This window comes from Pseudomonas triticifolii (genome assembly GCF_014358015.1).
Classification (GTDB): Bacteria; Pseudomonadota; Gammaproteobacteria; order Pseudomonadales; family Pseudomonadaceae; genus Aquipseudomonas; species Aquipseudomonas triticifolii.
The window spans coordinates 1-15,395 of the sequence record NZ_JACONV010000008.1; the positions used below are offsets into that span (position 1 = coordinate 1).

The following is a 15,395-nucleotide window of genomic DNA, read 5'->3' on the forward strand; positions in this document are numbered from 1 at the left end:
AGGTGGGAATCTAGACCAGCCTCTCATTTTTTGCCATGGCTCAGGCAGCGTCTGAGGAACGTGCCTCATTCGAGGGCGTCAGGCATTTGGTTAATCCATCGGCTTTGTTAGGCTGTCGCGCTGGCCAGCTCTTTTGAACATGGCCTTCAAATCGTTTCCACAAGGAGCTTGCATGACCTCTTTCAGCACCGTAGCCCAGGATGCCAAGGCTCGGGCCGAACAGTCCTCGACGCGCATTGCATTTTTCATTGCCGGTTTCAGTGTGGCGTCGTGGGCGCCGCTGGTGCCTTACGCCAAGCAGCGGATGGGGCTCGACGAAGGTACGTTGGGCTTGTTATTGCTGTGCCTGGGTGTGGGATCGATCATTGCCATGCCGCTGGCCGGGGCGCTGGCGGCGCGTTTTGGTTGTCGGCGTCTGCTGGTCTGCTCGACGCTGCTGATCTGCCTTTGCCTGCCGCTGCTGGCAACGGTGTCGAGCCTGCCGCTGCTGATCGCTGTGCTGTTTCTGTTCGGTGCGAGCATGGGCGGTGTGGACTGTACGGCTAACGTACAGGCGGTGATCGTCGAGCGGGCCAGCGGCAAGACCATGATGTCAGGCTTTCACGGCCTGTTCAGTCTGGGCGGTATTGTCGGCGCTGCCGGGGTCAGCGGGTTGCTCAGTCTGGGCATTTCGCCGTTTGTCTCGATGCTGGTGGTGGTGGCGCTCACGCTAGTGGCGCTGGCCAAGGCCGCCCCCAATCTGCTCTCGTACGGCAGCCGCTCCGAAGGACCTGCGTTCGCAATCCCGCATGGCGTGGTGCTCTTTATCGGGCTGTTGTGCTTCACGGTGTTTTTGGCCGAGGGCGCGATGCTGGACTGGAGCGCGGTGTTCCTGACCTCGCTGCGCGGCGTCGAAGCGTCCTACGCAGGTCTGGGCTATGCAGTATTCGCGGTGACCATGACGTTGGGGCGACTGTTTGGTGACGCCATCGTGCGACGGGTGGGCTCCAATCGGGTCATCATTCTCGGCGGGCTGTGCGCGGCGGCCGGCCTGGCTGTGGCCACACTGATTCCGGCGTGGGAAGCCGCGTTACTGGGGTATGCGCTGGTCGGGGCGGGCGGCTCGAACATCGTGCCGGTGTGTTACAGCGCCGTCGGCCGACAGAAAACCATGCCGCAAAGCGTGGCAATCCCGGCAATCACCACGGTGGGTTACGCCGGGATTCTGATCGGGCCTGCGGCCATCGGCTTCATCGCCCATGTCAGCAGCCTTGAAATCGCCTTCATGATCGTCGCAGTCATGCTGCTGGGCGTGGCGGTGGGCGGCAGCAAGTTGCGGACCTGAACCTCAAAGCCTGCGCGCCATGCCGGATACGCGGATCGAACTGCCGATCTGTTCCGGTATCTCGGCACGCAGGCGCGAGCGGCTGCCCATGTCCTCGCCTTGCAGGACGTCGATCATTCCACCATGCGGCCAGCCAATGTCGCGCAGATAACCGCCCAGTGCTGCGGTCGCTGCGCCGGTCGCCGGGTCTTCGTACACGCCGCCAAAGGCAAACGGATTACGGGTATGAAAAAGTTGTTCGCGCTCGGCATAGGCCAGAAGAATCGTGGCCCAGCCTTCACGAACCATCAGCTTATGCCCGGTTTGCTGATCGTAGTGCATGGCCTTGAGACCGGCCCGGCTGTTCAATGCCAGAATCAGGTGCCCGGCACCGCCATTGATATGGGCAGGCGGGATGCGCTGATCCAGATCGTCATGGGTGTAATCGAACAGCGCCAGCGCTTCGTCCAGCACCTGCGCGCTGACCGGCTTGCTGTGGGTTGCAGGTGATTGCAGCGCCGCCGAGGTCAGCAAGCCCTGCGCGTGGCCTTCGACGGTAATCTGCGCGTGATTGAGTGTCAGGCTGAACACGCCGTCGCCTTGCCGAGCCGCCAGTGCTGCACCCAGCGCGATGGTCGCGTGGCCACAGAACGGCACTTCCGCCAGCGGCGAGAAGTAACGCACCCGCCAGCCATCGTCGACAGGTGCTGCAAATGCCGTCTCGGAAAATCCGACCTCAGCGGCGATCTGCTGCATGACCTGCTCTTCGGGTAGCGCTTCGCCAATCCACACGCCAGCCGGATTACCACCCTGATCTCCGTCGCTGAACGCAGCCAGTTTGAGTATGTCAGTCGCCATTATTGCGGGTCCTTTGCCGTGGTCATGGGCTGACAGTGTGCTTGAGTGGCGAGCCGATAATCCAGCCAGACGTTTTGATGCAGCGCATCTGCGGGATTGATGGACGACTCGTCCTCAAAGCGCTTCGCATTTCGCAGGGCGGCGCTGCGAGGCCCGCTCGCGCACTTTGTCGTAGGCCCAATTGAACAACATGGTGTAGGGCAGGAACATCAGCAGCAGACCGATATCCAGCAGGAACGCCTCGAACAGGCTGATCGACAGCCACCAGGCGGCCAGCGGCACGACCACCAGAATCAATCCGGTCTCGAAGCCCAGAGCATGCAATGCGCGGGTCAGCAGGGTCATGGCGAAGCCGAACCTGGCTCGCAGGCGGTCGAAAAAAGCGTTGTAAACCATGTTCCAGAGCATGGCGACCGTGGAAATCATGACCGTCATCGCGCCCATCATTGCCAGCGAGTGGTTCATCAGCCAGGCGAGCAGTGGCGCGACCAGAATGACGCCGCCCACTTCGAACAGGGTGGCGTGCAGCGCGCGCTCCTTGATGGATTTGCTCGGTACTTCAGTCTGGTCCCGGGTGGTTTTGACGGTGCGACTCATGACGCGTCTGTCCTTTATGCTCATTCGTGGCCGCATTATCATCGGTCATTGCGTTAAGCTGAAAATAATTACCATCGGTAAAACCGATAGAGGCGACCATGAGTTACTCACCTGAAGCACTGGAAGCGTTCGCGCAGATCGCGGCATTGGGCTCGTTCAGTGCCGCTGCGCGTCGTCTGGGCAAGAGCCAGTCGACCATCAGCGAAGCGATTTCCCGGCTGGAAATCGATCTTGGCCTTGAGCTGTTTGATCGCTCCTCGCGCCAGCCGGTGTTGACCGAGGCAGGCAAGGTGATGCTGGGGCGGGTTGACGATGTGCTGTGCGCGGCCGACCGGTTGCGCCGGGCGGCTGGCCGACTGGTCGCAGGCGTCGAACCGCGGTTGACCCTGGTGCTGTCGGATGCCAACCAGTTTGCCGATTTCGAACGCCTGATGACCGAACTGGATCAGCGCTTTCCCGAACTTGAGATGGAGTGCGTGTTCGCCGAGCACGGCGATGCGATCAGTCTGGTGCAGTCGGGCAGGGCGTCGTTGGGACTGCTTTCGGCACAGGCCAGTTATCCGCCTGAAATCGGCCATGCGACCATCGACGAGAGCGCCGACTTCGGTCTGTTCGTCTCGCATAACCATCCGCTGGCCGCGCTGGAGCGGGTGGATTATCAGCAACTGGCACGCTACCGGGCGCTACGCCTCAACACACTGGTTGAGCAAAGCATTCCTACCGACGACTTGCCGACCAGTGGCCATCGGCACTGGTCAGCGCCCAATTACCTGTTGCTGATGGACATGGCCGCGTTTGGCTTCGGCTGGTCGGCATTACCGCGCTGGCTGGTGTCGCGTTATTCAGGCGGGTTGCTCAAGGAACTCAACGTTTCCGGCTGGCCGCGCCGTTCGGCAGTGGACGTGATCTGGTCGTTTCAACGTAGTCTGGGGCCAGCAGGTTCGTGGCTGCTGGATTCGCTGGTGCCCTTTGCCGGGGAATGAACAGGCCTCAATAGTGAGACTTCGTGCATCAGCTTCGGAAGCGTCTGACATATAACTTCGAGCGTGTCCTTTAGCGTCGTCACCCCTGCATTCCGCAGGCGATGAAGCAAAGGACCCCGCATGATTCCTTCCGCACGCCAGGGCGACCTGCACGTCTGCCCCATTCCCGGGCACATTCCAACACCCATCGTCAGCGCATCCGGCGATGTACTCGCCAACGTCATGAACGTCGCGCGGGTCGGCGACGTCTGTGCCTGCGGCGCTGTTATCGTCGCAGGCTTCCCGGCGATACTGGTCAACGGCCGCCCGATGGCCCATCTGGGCAGCCCCACCAGCCATGGCGGAATGATCGTCAACGGCAGCCCGGATGTGGTGGGTGGTTTTAACGCGGGTGGTAACGGTGGGGGCCGCGTGGTGAATTTTTCGCAGCTTGGGATGTTGCGTGACGACGGCACTTTGGATGAGTCGCGTTTGAATGAACTGGTGAGCGATCCGGAGTTGCTTCTTAAGGCGCAGGCGGCTGGTGCCGTGGTTGACTCCGACAAGCATCAGGACGCAGATATGTGGCGGTGACTTGTATTCATCCTGATGAGCTGAATGATTTGTCTTGTTATATCGCTGGAGAAATCAACCGCAATCGGTGCCATGCCGTCGTGTTGAATATGAGGAAACTGCTTGATTATGACGTTGCAGAGGAAACGCGGAAGTGGATGGAGTTACCTTGGTATTCCAAGGTAGGAAGTGCAAATAATCCACAGGTGATGAAAAGCGTCATGTCGGTACGCCCCGAAGCCTGGGGCGAAGGCATTAGGTTTCATGATTGCAACAATTCGAACCACACACGCTGATGGACGCCAGGTTCAAGCTCCTGATGCTGCTTTCACCTTTCGCGGTGTGGCAAGTCTCTACGCCAAGTGTGACGCTTCATTACTCTGAAAACGCAACTAGCGAGTTGAGTTATATCTGGAATACCCATCATCGTACATTCAAACGCCGTTTGCTTCCGGGCGAAACGACGGGTGATTACGGAGCGATTTATGAGGGCGAGGACTTCTTTATGGAGGTCTATTGGTGGGACAACGGGAATATCAGCGACTGTGTTCGAATCGATCCCAAGTGGCCCGAGACGCATATCTATCTGAAAGCTGATGGTCGAGTTGATACATCGCCTGCAGGTGGCACGGATGTGGACCGGCTGTACCCTTGCCTTGGGAGCGATATTTAGCGCAGGCGGATTGTATTTGCAGGTGTGCCCGGTTTTGTCATGGAGATCTTTGTCGCTGGCCCGCAAACGCATGCGCGCTCACGGGCCACGACCTCATCTTACGCGCTGATCTCGATCTCGACCCCACTCAGCGAGCGGTCGATCAAGGTCTTGGCCAGTTCGACCAGATGCGTGACCGCGAACGCCAACTGGCGGTCGGTTCCGCTCGGACGGTCGCCGCTTTCGTAAGCTGTGGCAGCGGCTTAGCAGAGCAGTTCGGCGGCGTAGTTCATGGATTGTTCGAGGGTGGCGAGAGGGCGTGGCGGGTTGACGCAAGGGGGCAGGATTTTCTCGGGAATTTCATTCAAGAGAAAGAGAAATGTCCATTCAAGGGCCTGAAATGAACTGACGAATTACCTACCGCGAAGGGCTTTTGCTCTCATGTGAACAGAGCCTGACTCGTGGTTACGTCAGAATCGCGCTATAACGGATTGCGTTTCCTTTATGGACGAATCGGACATGGCATTCGACTGGCATAGCGATCTGATTACCCGTGACACCGCTGTAGATGCGCACTATCGAAACACTCAGAACGTGCGGCGTTTCATGACCGAGCAGTGCGGTTCGCAGTTCAGGTTCGACAGACCCTTCATGGCGTGGATTATCGACGGCACACCCAAAAGCATGGGGCAGGTGGTGGATGAGTGGCTGCGCAGACATGCGATGGCACATTGATGAACCTGTGTGCACTCATAAAGATGACGCGCAGCGTCATGATCGGCCTGCCCGCGTTGAGGCTGGTACATCCAGTCGAGGTGTGGCGTGTGAAACATGGCTTTCGCGAGCAAGCTCGCTCCCACGAGATTTCATCGTGATCCAGTCAGACGTGCTCAGGTGAGGACACGCTTTTTTACGCGACAGTGGGAACCCCGGCGAAGCCGGAACCGGAGCTTGGGACTTTGCCTGATTTGGTCCCTCAAAGTAGGTGCCGTAAGGGCGCAAAGGTGACCTGAGCCAGGCACTCGGCTCACTGAATCCGCACTCTATGCCATCTGCGATGCGCGACGCGATGGTCCGCATGCCCGCTAGGAGGCCGGTACATCCAGTCGAGATGTTGCGTGTGAAATCTGGGCACCGATCATCGCCCCGCACAGCTTTTTAGGCCGCAAATTGCCATTATTTTTGCCAGCGGGGCGTTTTTCTCGTAGCGTGCTCATGCCGGCCTGTTGAATGGGAAAACGGCGACGATCATTCCCCAGGTGCCGCTGCTTTGACCCCGACTGAATTGCAAGATATCCAGAACCGATTAAAGGCGCTGGAAGATGAAAATACCCTGCTCAAAGAACGACTGAGTGTCGATGGTCGCAACGCCGAGCATGCATTGGCATTGTCTCAGGAACGCTACCGCTTTCTGTTCGACGCCATGGACGAAGGCTTTTGCGTCATTGAATTTTTTGACGGTCCGCACGGCCCGCTCAGTGACTACATTCATGTCGAAGCGAACCCGGCTTACGAGTACCACGCGGGCATTCCCAACGTGGTCGGCAAGAAGCTGCGCGAGATGGTGCGCGAAGAGGCTGACGACTGGGTGCGGTTCTACGGCAAGGTGCTGGCCACCGGTGAACCTATTCGTTTCGAACGTGAGCTTGAGGCGACCGGACGCTTTCTGGCGCTGACGGCGTTTCGCATTGAACCTGCCAGTCGCAAGCAGGTGGCCGTGCTGTTTCAGGACATCACCGAACGCAAACGTGCCGAGCGTGCTTTGCAGCAACTCAATGAAACCCTTGAAGCCCGCGTTGTAGAGGCTGTGGCCGAGCGTAACGTGCTGGCCCATGTGGTGAACGGCACCAATGCCTTCATTCATGTGATTGACTTGAACTACCGCTGGTTGGCCATCAACGGCTCGGCAGTGCGTGAGTTCGAGCGTCTGTTTGGCGTGCGGCCAAAGGTGGGCGACAACATGCTTGAGTGGCTTGATGACATGCCCGAGAGCAGGGCGGAGATGCGTCAGCGCTGGGCGCGAGCACTGTCAGGCGAGGAGTTTGTGGAAAGCGTGAATTTTCCCGACTCAACGGACCCCGCCAGCCATTTCGAAATGCGCTACAGCACCTTGCGCAACCCCGATGGTCAGCCCATCGGCGCCTACCTGTTTGCCTACGATGTCAGCGAGAGAAGGCGCGAGCAGGATCGACTGACTCAGGCCGAAGAAGCCCTGCGTCAATCCCAGAAGATGGAGGCCGTCGGCCAGTTGACGGGTGGTATCGCCCACGATTTCAACAACCTGCTAACCGGCATCACCGGTTCTCTGGAACTGCTCAAGAGCCGCCTGAGCCAGGGTCGCTTTACCGAGATCGATCGGTATGTGGCCGCTGCCCAGGACGCGTCCAAGCGCGCTGCATCGTTGACCCATCGCCTGTTGGCGTTTTCCAGGCGACAGACGCTGGACCCCAAACCGGTCGATATCAATCGACTGGTGGTGGGCATGGAAGAACTGATCCGCCGTACCGTGGGGCCGCACATCACGGTGGAAGTGGTGACATCGGTCGGGCTGTGGTCAACCTTTATTGACGCGCCGCAACTGGAAAACGCACTGCTCAACCTGTGCATCAATGCCCGTGACGCCATGCCACGAGGCGGGCGGATCACCATCGAGACGGCCAACAAATGGATCGATGAGCGCGGCTCTCAGAGCCGCGATCTTTCGCCGGGGCAATACCTGTCGCTGTGTGTCAGCGACACCGGCACGGGCATGACTTCCGAGGTGATGAACCGCGCTTTCGATCCTTTCTTCACGACCAAACCGTTGGGGCAAGGCACGGGGTTGGGCTTGTCGATGGTCTACGGCTTCGTGCGTCAGTCTGGCGGGCAGGTGCGCATCTATTCGGAACCCGATCAAGGCACCACGATGTGCCTCTACCTGCCGCGTCACTACCTGGGCGCGCCTGAAGAGGTCGAATCGGTGGAAGCGTCCGGTGCCGCGCGTACCCAGAGTTTACCTACCGTGATGATCGTCGATGACGAGCCGACCATTCGCATGCTGGTGGCTGAAGTGCTTGAGGATGAGGGCTATATCGCCATTGAAGCGGGCGAGGGCGCATCGGCGTTAAAAGTGCTGGAAACCGATACCCGTATCGACTTGCTGGTCACCGATGTCGGGCTGCCAGGGGGGATGAACGGCCGACAACTGGCTGATGCCGCACGCGTAGTCCGGCCTGACCTGAAAGTGTTGTTCATTACCGGTTACGCTGAAAACGCGATCATCGGTAACGGCCACCTTGATCCGGGCATGTGGGTGCTGACCAAGCCCTTCACCATGGAAGCCTTTGCCAGCCGCATCTACGAAATGATCGAGCGCGAGGACTGATCGTGTTTTTTCCTTGCTTGAGTCATTTCTGACGCCGGCTCTGTTCTTCAGCGTGTCGGCAGCGCCTGGAACTCGCCTTTTGATAATCCCTGCACATCGTTGCCCATGCTGTCGCGCAGGCTCAGGTCGGCGCCTTTGTCAGTCAGTTGCTTGAGCACTTCGGTACGCTTGAACAGCGCAGCGTACATGGCGGCAGTCTGGCCGGCATTGTTGGTCAGGTTCGCTCCGCAGTCCGCCTGAACCAGGCGTTTGGCGATGCTCAGCTCACCTTTGAAGATCGCCCCCATCAGCGCGGTATTGCCGCGATTGTCCTTGGCGCAAGGGTCGGCTCCAGCGTCGATCAGGCGCACAACAGAATCTTCATGACCATGATAGGCCGCGAGAATCAGGCCGGTGTAGCCTTGTTCGTCTCGAACGTTGAGGTCGTAATGCGCTTCGATGAAGGTATCCAGCATCGGGTTGTTGCCTTCGCGCGAGGCATCGAAGAACAGCGTACGCAACTGGCGTGCGGTCTGTTGCGCATCAAGCGGCGGGTTCGTGGTGGGCTGTTCTGCCTGAGCAACGGCGGTCAACAGCAGCAGCCCGTATAGAAGGTTTCTCACTGGCGTTCTCCGGGTCTGAACCACCCCTGCACGGATTGCGCAGGGGCGGGACATCAGGTCATCAGTCTTTAAGGCTGGCAGCCAGCGATTTGACTTTGCTCAGATCGCCTTTGGCCACTTCGGTCACCCGGGTGCCGTAGGTTGGATCGGCCTTGTACAGGAACGACAGCATGATGTTTTTGCTTTCGGTATCGGTGTCAGCCAGTGACTCGCCGAAGCTCTGAACCAGATCGGTCTGCTCTTTCGGGCTGTAAGAGCGGTACAGATCACCAGCTTGCTTGAAGTTCTGCTCGCGAGTGATCCGGGCTTGCTGGGTGGTGCCGCTGACCGGCAGCTGACTGTAACGCGCACTGTCTTCGGCAGGACGCGGTTCCAGACGGCTCGGCTCATAATTGACGCCGCTGGTGGTGTGGCCGGTGTTCAGTGCGCCATCCTGATTGCCATTGTTAACGGCCACTTTAGGCTGGTTGACCGGCAGGCTCAGGCCATTGGCGCCCAAGCGATACATTTGGGTGTCGGCGTAGGAGAACACACGGCCCTGCAGCAGGCGGTCTTCGGACGGCTCGATGCCTGGCACCAGGTTGGCGGGCGCCATGGCGACCTGCTCGGTTTCCTGGAAGAAGTTGTCGACGTTCTTGTTCAGGACCATCTGGCCGATTTTCTTCTCGGGAACGTCAGGCCAGATTTTGGTGGCGTCCAGCGGGTCGAAGTCGAATTTTGCCAGGTCTTCAGGCTTGAGCACCTGAACATAGAGGTCCCATTTCGGGAAGTCGCCTTTCTTGATCGCGCCGACCAAGTCGTTAGTCAGGTGGCTGTAGTCCTTGGACTGGACCTTGGCCACTTCGGCGGGATCAAGGTTCTTGATGCCCTGCAGGGTTTTCCAGTGGAACTTGACGTAGTGGACCTCGCCTTTGGCGTTGACCAGTTTGTAAGCGTGTACGCCGTTGCCGTCCATGAAGCGATAACCGGCTGGCGTGCCTTCGTTGGAGTACAGCAGGGTCAGGGTGCGTGTGGCTTCCGGTACATGGGAAAAGAAGTCAAAGCGACGCGAGTCGTTGTCCAGGTTGGTGCGCGGGTCTGGTTTGAAGGCGTGGACCATGTCCGGGAACTTGATGGCGTCGCGGATGAAGAACGTCGGGAAGTTGTTGCCTACCAGGTCCCAGTTGCCGTCTGCCGTATAGAACTTGGTCGCGAAACCGTGAGGGTCACGCAGGGTTTCAGGCGAGTGATTGCCATGCACCACGGAGGAGAAACGCACGAAGACCGGGGTTTTTTCACCGGGCTTGAAAACGGTCGCCTTGCTCAGGTCGCTGATATCCGCCGATGCGGTAAATTCGCCTTTCACGCCCGTACCACGAGCATGCACCACACGCTCAGGGATACGTTCGCGGTCGAAGCGCTGCAGTTTTTGCAGCAACTGCACGTCCTGCAGCAGAACCGGGCCCTGGGCACCCGCTGTCTGCGAGTTCTGGTTATCCCCCACTGCCGCGCCATTGTCGCGGGTCAGGGTGTCGGCTGCGTAGGCAGTCGGGATACTGATAAGACCGACTGCAGTTAAACGAACCATGTTTCTGGACCAGTTTAATAACGGCATTTTGATTCCCTCATATTTTTTTAGTAGGCCGGGCAATGTTAGGCGCGCGGGAGGGAAGTTGATGATTATAAAAATCAATCGGGGTGATTGAGATAAATACTGAGAGGAAGCGGGAACCGCGCGATGACGCAGCTTAGAGGGAGTAACCAACGTCGTTTAAAGCAGGGATGCGGAAATCTCCACATGATGTCTTGCGCTTTGTAGTATGTTCGTAATTCTTTAAGTCAATGAATATAAAGAGATTTAATTTTAGCCAGGTGCTATCGCCACATCCATTTATTAGCGTTACCAGGGTGGCGTAACCTTAATTATTACTGGCAAATAATAGCTGGCTTTTTGATACTGGTCTTGTAAGTTTCAGTACGGGCGTACCAGTTTAAGGCAGGCTTTATTCTTTGGCTGGTGGCGTGTTGATATTGTTTTAGAGGTGCGAATTAAGTTCACATGACGGTGGGTGACAGCACAGTAGGAAACAAGACCGTCATGGACAACACATTACGACAATCCTCTTCTGGCCTGTTTTGACTGCGATCTGCTCTCCACACCCTGACGCGGTATCATGGCGCGTTACCCGCCTCAGGCACGCCTTACCCCTTGGAGCCAGACGTTCAATGTCTACTGTCATGCTGTTGCAAAGCCCGCCACCCGAATTCATTCGTAGCCAGATCCAGCAGATGGTGGTCGATTACGTCACCGACATCAGCCTGGTGGCCATCGTGCCGAGCAACCCGCTGTACAACCTCTATCAGTACGGCGTTGGTTACGAGGTGCATCTGTACCTCAATGCAATGGACGGCTCCGGCAGCATGGCGGTCGAACTGATCGTGGCACTGGATGACGATGACCCTGAAACCGTGCTGGGTTTCCTGCTTTATCTGCCCGTGCAGAACGATCCGAGCGCCTGTGCCGTTACCTATCTGGCGGTTCGGGAGAGTCATCGGGGTCAGGGTATTGCACGCGCGATGCTCGACAAGATGATCAGTCGCTATCCACATGCCGAGTTGTACTGCGTGGTCGACAAGGTGCCGTATTTCGAGTCGCTGGGATTTCAGGTGCTGGGTGCACGCGGGCCGCACGTGATCATGAATACCCGTGATCACGGCACTGAAGGACTGCTGGCGGTGATGGACATTGCGCCGATCTATAGCTCGGTGGAAGTGCGGCAAATCCACGCCTATCTGCTCAAACAGCATGGAGAAAGGGCGATGGCCGAGGCCGAGAAGGAGCGTGATCGCCGTCTTGACCGGATGACGCGAGAGGCTAAGGCCTTCGTGCAGCAGCGCCCGGCCCGGGATGAGACACATCGGCCGAAGCTGCTTCACTGATAATCAGCCCCATGTATTACAGGGGCTCAAACGAGTGCCTTGCAGCAGATTCTGCTGATCTCTAACTAATTTTGTACCGTTCGGAACGTTTGCTTAATCGGTGAAGTCACTATGACATCATTGCTGGGCGGGTAAACCCTTTCAGCTTAGTCGTCATTCCTCATTAAGCAACGGCCCACCCTATGAATATCCTGCGCCAGTCAAAGTTTTCGACCAAGCTTCTCTCTGCGTTCATCATCTGTGCGCTTATTACATTGGCAGTGGGCGGGTTGGGCATGACGGGTGTGACCCGTCTTGGCCATGCGCTGGAGCTGACGTTTTCCAATAACCTGGTGTCGGTCAGCAACACCAACGAAACGCTGACCAGCCTGACGGCGCATAACCGTGGTCTTTACCGCCTGCTGGATGCGCAGGACGGCGGCGTTTCGGAAACCGACAAAGAGCGCGTCAGGCAGGCCCTGGCTGATGACCTGGCCCGTGCTCAGAAAGTGTTCTCCATCTACCGCGAAACGCCATTGGAAGATGACGAGCGGGTTGCCGGCGACCAACTGGAGCAATTGCTGCCCTCGTACATTGCAGGTTCCCAGCAGGTGGTCGAGCTGATCCGGGCTGGCGACCTCGATAACGCCCGCGTCCGCCTCAATACGCTGTCTACTGAGGGCTTCGTCAAGGTTCGCAGTTATCTGCGCACCATGATCGACTCCAACAATCGTCAGATCAAGGAAGGCGCCGTTGCCGCCGCCGATCTGAGAAACACCGCAGTGCTGATGCTGGAAGTCGGCGTCGTGATTGCTTTTGTCGTGGCCATTCTGTTGGGGATCTTTATCACTCGCATGATCACTCGGCCGCTGGCGGTGGCCGTCGTCAGCGCTCAACGCATCGCGGGTGGTGACCTGACTCAGCCGATCGTGTCCACCAGTGGCGATGAAGCCGGGCAGTTGCTTGATGCGCTGTCGGATATGCAGACCGGTTTGAAAAACACTATTCAGCAAATCGCCAGTGCTTCCGATCAGTTGGCATCGGCGGCCGAAGAATTGAGCGCCGTGACCGACGAGAGCACGCGTGGATTGACCCGCCAGAATGACGAAATTCAGCAGGCCGCGACTGCGGTGAACCAGATGACGGCTGCGGTGGAAGAGGTGGCGCGTAATGCGGTGTCTACCTCCGAGGCATCGAAGACCGCGACTGAAGATGCTGTCGATGGACGTGGGCAAGTGGATCACACGGTTAAAGGCATCACGACCATGGTGCATGAAATCACCGGGTCCACGCAGGCCGTTTCCGAACTCGCTGGCCATGTACGTGAAATCAGCAAGGTGCTGGACGTGATTCGCAGCATTGCCGAACAGACCAACCTGTTGGCCCTGAATGCGGCCATCGAGGCAGCACGCGCTGGTGAACAGGGTCGCGGTTTTGCGGTGGTTGCTGACGAAGTGCGTGCACTGGCTCATCGCACCCAGGCCTCTACCGTGGAAATCGAAGGCATGATCAGTACCGTGCAGTCAGGTGCCGACGGCGCTGTGGCGGCCATGGGCAAGAGCCTGTCGCTGGCCACCGATACGCAAGAGCTGGCTCTGCGTGCAGGCTCTGCGCTGGAGAAGATCACTCAGGGGGTTGCGACGATCAACGAGCGTAACCTGGTCATTGCTTCTGCCTCTGAAGAACAGGCCCAGGTGGCCCGCGAAGTGGACCGAAACCTGCTGAACATTCAGGACCTCTCGACCCAGAGCGCAGCGGGTGCCGACCAGACCAGCGCGTCGAGCCAGGAGCTGTCGCGTCTGGCCACATCCTTCAATGCACTGGTGGCGCAGTTCAGGTTGTAAGCGCAGAGGCGCTGCGCTTTCGTCGGCAGGTAACGCATGATCTGTTGGCTAAACGCTACTGCCGGCGATGGCATCTGTTCAGCGAGTGAGCGGACCGTTTGAAAGACCGTATCGCCGGCAAGCCGCCTCCCACCGTCGGGTTTGTGCTTTGAAACAGCGCAGAGTCCGGAAGTCACTGGGCAGTAAACGCGGTAACCGTCGCAAAAAGCAGTTGCAACCCACCGGGTGAGGTCGCGCATGATAGGCGCACTCAATTCGCCGGAGGTTTTCATGCGTTTCACCACGTCCATCTTGCGCATAGCGACGTTGTCGTTGGGGGTCTTTATGGCCCAGTCGGCTCTGGCCTCCGATGAGACGCAGCTGATCGATTCGCTCAATACCTGGCGAGGTCAGGTGCAGCGCTGCGGTGATCAGGTGTCCATGGAGCTGCCGCCGCTGGTGAGCGACACCCGTCTGATCCTGCCTGCCAGTGGCAATCTGAATCTGCAACAGGCGTTGTCCCGCACGGCCTATCCGATGGTCACCGTGCAGGCCATCACCCTGTCCGGGCCGCGCGATGCGGCCTCGGCCTTGAAGGCCGTACAGGAAACGTTCTGTCACGTGGTGCTGGATCCGCAGTTCATCGATATCGGTGTGAGCCGGGAAGGGCGTGACTGGCGCATCGTGCTGGCGCGTTCGCTGTTGGCGGCGCGTCTGGGTGACTGGCAGGCTGAAGGGCAGAAAGTGCTGGAGATGATCAACGTTGCCCGCGGCACGGCGCGGCAGTGCGGTGCTCAGTCCTTCGCCGCAACCACGCCACTGACCTGGAACGCTATGCTAGGTACGGCCGCCCAAGGCCATTCCCAAGCGATGGCCAACACTGGCTTTTTCGATCACAAGGACCGGGAAGGGCGCACGCCCGGTGATCGTGCCGAGCTGGCCGGTTATGTTGGTCAGCAGGTGGGCGAGAACATCGCGGCGGGTCAGGACACGGCACGTAAGGTCGTGGACGGCTGGCTGGCAAGCCCGGGGCATTGCGCCAACCTCATGAATGCCGGTTTTAGAGAGTTGGGGGCGGCTTACGCAACCGATCCCAAGAGCGATGCAGGCATTTACTGGACCGCGATGTTCGGTACGCAGCAGTGAAGGGCTTCGCTGACTGCGTACCGGCTGACGCATGTCAGAAGCGGAATGCCTGGCGGCCGATCAACAGCCACTGACCTTTCTGCTTTTGCCAGATCTGGAAGTTCTCGATTTCGGTGGGCACCACTTTGCCGCTGTTCACGGCCTGTGCCGAGAAGTGGTTGCGCACCAGGGCGACGTCGCCGGACATCGTGATTTTCTGGTTAAGCATTTTCAGGTCATTGAAGGCGCTCTTGCCGGTTTCGATATCGGCGATGAACGCTTGCTTGTCCTGAATAGTGCCGCTGGAGTGCCCGTAGGTGAGGTTGTCGGCCGTCAGCGCCTGAAGCTGCGCGATATCCTTGTGCCACATGGCCTGTGTCAGTTTGTCCACCGCTTGGGCGACATCCGTCTCATCGGAGGGCGCGGCCACCACGTAGCCGGTAAACAGGCACACAAATCCCACCAACAGTTTGAGCGTTCTCATGTTCGGTCCTTTTTCTTGTCGTTGTCTGGCGTGAGCGAAGCGCGACAGAGCGGTATCCTTATCTGTCGTCGTACAACTTAGTTCAGGGTCTTGGCTGTGACAAGGGGATTGCAGGACAAAGGCGCTTTGGGTGTGAAACAGGCTGCCGAAACCC

At 58.5% G+C, this 15,395-nt stretch carries 14 protein-coding genes and 2 pseudogenes; 10 read left to right on the plus strand and 6 right to left on the minus strand.

Features of this window, described 5'->3' with window-relative positions; genetic code table 11:
- The first annotated feature begins 172 nt into the window (after nucleotides 1-172).
- Nucleotides 173-1,324 carry an MFS transporter gene (locus H8S56_RS13000; protein WP_187518866.1) on the plus strand — a complete coding sequence of 384 codons (1,152 nt, stop codon included), beginning with the start codon at nucleotides 173-175 and terminating at the stop codon, nucleotides 1,322-1,324.
- 3 nt (nucleotides 1,325-1,327) lie between these two features.
- On the opposite strand, the gene H8S56_RS13005 is transcribed toward H8S56_RS13000, so the two are convergent.
- Together H8S56_RS13005 and H8S56_RS13010 are read right to left on the minus strand one after the other, a co-directional pair.
- On the minus strand, nucleotides 1,328-2,161 hold the full coding sequence (locus tag H8S56_RS13005) for a PhzF family phenazine biosynthesis protein (RefSeq protein WP_187518867.1): 834 nt from the start codon (nucleotides 2,159-2,161) through the stop codon (nucleotides 1,328-1,330).
- 114 nt (nucleotides 2,162-2,275) lie between these two features.
- Nucleotides 2,276-2,758: a multidrug/biocide efflux PACE transporter gene (locus tag H8S56_RS13010; RefSeq protein ID WP_187518868.1), complete on the minus strand. Its 483-nt coding sequence runs from the start codon at nucleotides 2,756-2,758 to the stop codon at nucleotides 2,276-2,278.
- 98 nt (nucleotides 2,759-2,856) lie between these two features.
- Here H8S56_RS13010 and H8S56_RS13015 point away from each other — a divergent pair, with 98 nt between their 5' ends.
- The 3 genes from H8S56_RS13015 to H8S56_RS13025 all read left to right on the plus strand — a co-directional run bounded on the left by H8S56_RS13015 (nucleotide 2,857) and on the right by H8S56_RS13025 (nucleotide 4,966).
- Nucleotides 2,857-3,741 (plus strand): LysR family transcriptional regulator, encoded by an 885-nt coding sequence (locus tag H8S56_RS13015; protein WP_187518869.1) that lies wholly within the window; start codon nucleotides 2,857-2,859, stop codon nucleotides 3,739-3,741.
- 120 nt (nucleotides 3,742-3,861) lie between these two features.
- Nucleotides 3,862-4,314: a PAAR domain-containing protein gene (locus tag H8S56_RS24495; protein WP_235986786.1), complete on the plus strand. Its 453-nt coding sequence runs from the start codon at nucleotides 3,862-3,864 to the stop codon at nucleotides 4,312-4,314.
- 247 nt (nucleotides 4,315-4,561) lie between these two features.
- Nucleotides 4,562-4,966, plus strand: a complete 405-nt coding sequence (locus H8S56_RS13025; RefSeq protein WP_235986787.1) for a hypothetical protein — start codon at nucleotides 4,562-4,564, stop codon at nucleotides 4,964-4,966.
- A gap of 98 nt (nucleotides 4,967-5,064) precedes the next feature.
- On the opposite strand, the pseudogene H8S56_RS24890 reads toward H8S56_RS13025, so the two are convergent.
- Nucleotides 5,065-5,304, minus strand: a pseudogene (locus tag H8S56_RS24890) (DUF6124 family protein).
- Between the two features lie 160 nt (nucleotides 5,305-5,464).
- On the opposite strand from H8S56_RS24890, the gene H8S56_RS13035 reads away from it, so the two are divergent.
- Both H8S56_RS13035 and H8S56_RS13040 read left to right on the plus strand, forming a co-directional pair.
- Nucleotides 5,465-5,680, plus strand: a complete 216-nt coding sequence (locus H8S56_RS13035; RefSeq protein ID WP_187518870.1) for a DUF6434 domain-containing protein — start codon at nucleotides 5,465-5,467, stop codon at nucleotides 5,678-5,680.
- A gap of 535 nt (nucleotides 5,681-6,215) precedes the next feature.
- Entirely contained in the window at nucleotides 6,216-8,309 is a 2,094-nt protein-coding gene (locus H8S56_RS13040; RefSeq protein WP_187518871.1) for a hybrid sensor histidine kinase/response regulator, read from the plus strand.
- Between the two features lie 47 nt (nucleotides 8,310-8,356).
- Here H8S56_RS13040 and H8S56_RS13045 read toward each other — a convergent pair whose 3' ends face one another.
- Together H8S56_RS13045 and katB are read right to left on the minus strand one after the other, a co-directional pair.
- Complete coding sequence (locus H8S56_RS13045; RefSeq protein ID WP_024695557.1) at nucleotides 8,357-8,911, minus strand: ankyrin repeat domain-containing protein; 555 nt, start codon at nucleotides 8,909-8,911, stop codon at nucleotides 8,357-8,359.
- 61 nt (nucleotides 8,912-8,972) lie between these two features.
- Nucleotides 8,973-10,478, minus strand: coding sequence for a catalase KatB (gene katB, locus H8S56_RS13050; protein WP_024688374.1), 1,506 nt, complete (start codon nucleotides 10,476-10,478; stop codon nucleotides 8,973-8,975).
- A gap of 638 nt (nucleotides 10,479-11,116) precedes the next feature.
- On the opposite strand from katB, the gene H8S56_RS13055 reads away from it, so the two are divergent.
- The 4 genes and pseudogenes from H8S56_RS13055 to H8S56_RS13065 all read left to right on the plus strand — a co-directional run bounded on the left by H8S56_RS13055 (nucleotide 11,117) and on the right by H8S56_RS13065 (nucleotide 14,778).
- Nucleotides 11,117-11,830, plus strand: coding sequence for a GNAT family N-acetyltransferase (locus tag H8S56_RS13055; RefSeq protein WP_024695559.1), 714 nt, complete (start codon nucleotides 11,117-11,119; stop codon nucleotides 11,828-11,830).
- A gap of 182 nt (nucleotides 11,831-12,012) precedes the next feature.
- Nucleotides 12,013-12,795, plus strand: a pseudogene (locus tag H8S56_RS24895) (MCP four helix bundle domain-containing protein); the annotation flags it as partial.
- On the plus strand, nucleotides 12,790-13,653 hold the full coding sequence (locus tag H8S56_RS24900) for a methyl-accepting chemotaxis protein (RefSeq protein ID WP_408003815.1): 864 nt from the start codon (nucleotides 12,790-12,792) through the stop codon (nucleotides 13,651-13,653). The pseudogene H8S56_RS24895 and the gene H8S56_RS24900, both read left to right, overlap by 6 nt.
- A 270-nt stretch (nucleotides 13,654-13,923) precedes the next feature.
- Complete coding sequence (locus H8S56_RS13065; RefSeq protein ID WP_187518873.1) at nucleotides 13,924-14,778, plus strand: CAP domain-containing protein; 855 nt, start codon at nucleotides 13,924-13,926, stop codon at nucleotides 14,776-14,778.
- Between the two features lie 34 nt (nucleotides 14,779-14,812).
- On the opposite strand, the gene H8S56_RS13070 is transcribed toward H8S56_RS13065, so the two are convergent.
- Nucleotides 14,813-15,241: a nuclear transport factor 2 family protein gene (locus H8S56_RS13070; RefSeq protein ID WP_024688370.1), complete on the minus strand. Its 429-nt coding sequence runs from the start codon at nucleotides 15,239-15,241 to the stop codon at nucleotides 14,813-14,815.
- Nucleotides 15,242-15,395 lie beyond the last annotated feature (154 nt).

What these genes read in the sequence shown, in the direction of transcription:
- katB (WP_024688374.1), bottom strand. Translation starts at nt 10,478, where the DNA reads ATGGTTCGTTTAACTGCAGTCGGTCTTATCAGTATCCCGACTGCCTAC.
- H8S56_RS13010 (WP_187518868.1), bottom strand. Translation starts at nt 2,758, where the DNA reads ATGAGTCGCACCGTCAAAACCACCCGGGACCAGACTGAAGTACCGAGC.
- H8S56_RS24495 (WP_235986786.1), top strand. Translation starts at nt 3,862, where the DNA reads ATGATTCCTTCCGCACGCCAGGGCGACCTGCACGTCTGCCCCATTCCC.
- H8S56_RS13065 (WP_187518873.1), top strand. Translation starts at nt 13,924, where the DNA reads ATGCGTTTCACCACGTCCATCTTGCGCATAGCGACGTTGTCGTTGGGG.
- H8S56_RS24900 (WP_408003815.1), top strand. Translation starts at nt 12,790, where the DNA reads ATGCAGACCGGTTTGAAAAACACTATTCAGCAAATCGCCAGTGCTTCC.
- H8S56_RS13055 (WP_024695559.1), top strand. Translation starts at nt 11,117, where the DNA reads ATGTCTACTGTCATGCTGTTGCAAAGCCCGCCACCCGAATTCATTCGT.
- H8S56_RS13035 (WP_187518870.1), top strand. Translation starts at nt 5,465, where the DNA reads ATGGCATTCGACTGGCATAGCGATCTGATTACCCGTGACACCGCTGTA.
- H8S56_RS13000 (WP_187518866.1), top strand. Translation starts at nt 173, where the DNA reads ATGACCTCTTTCAGCACCGTAGCCCAGGATGCCAAGGCTCGGGCCGAA.
- H8S56_RS13005 (WP_187518867.1), bottom strand. Translation starts at nt 2,161, where the DNA reads ATGGCGACTGACATACTCAAACTGGCTGCGTTCAGCGACGGAGATCAG.
- H8S56_RS13070 (WP_024688370.1), bottom strand. Translation starts at nt 15,241, where the DNA reads ATGAGAACGCTCAAACTGTTGGTGGGATTTGTGTGCCTGTTTACCGGC.
- H8S56_RS13015 (WP_187518869.1), top strand. Translation starts at nt 2,857, where the DNA reads ATGAGTTACTCACCTGAAGCACTGGAAGCGTTCGCGCAGATCGCGGCA.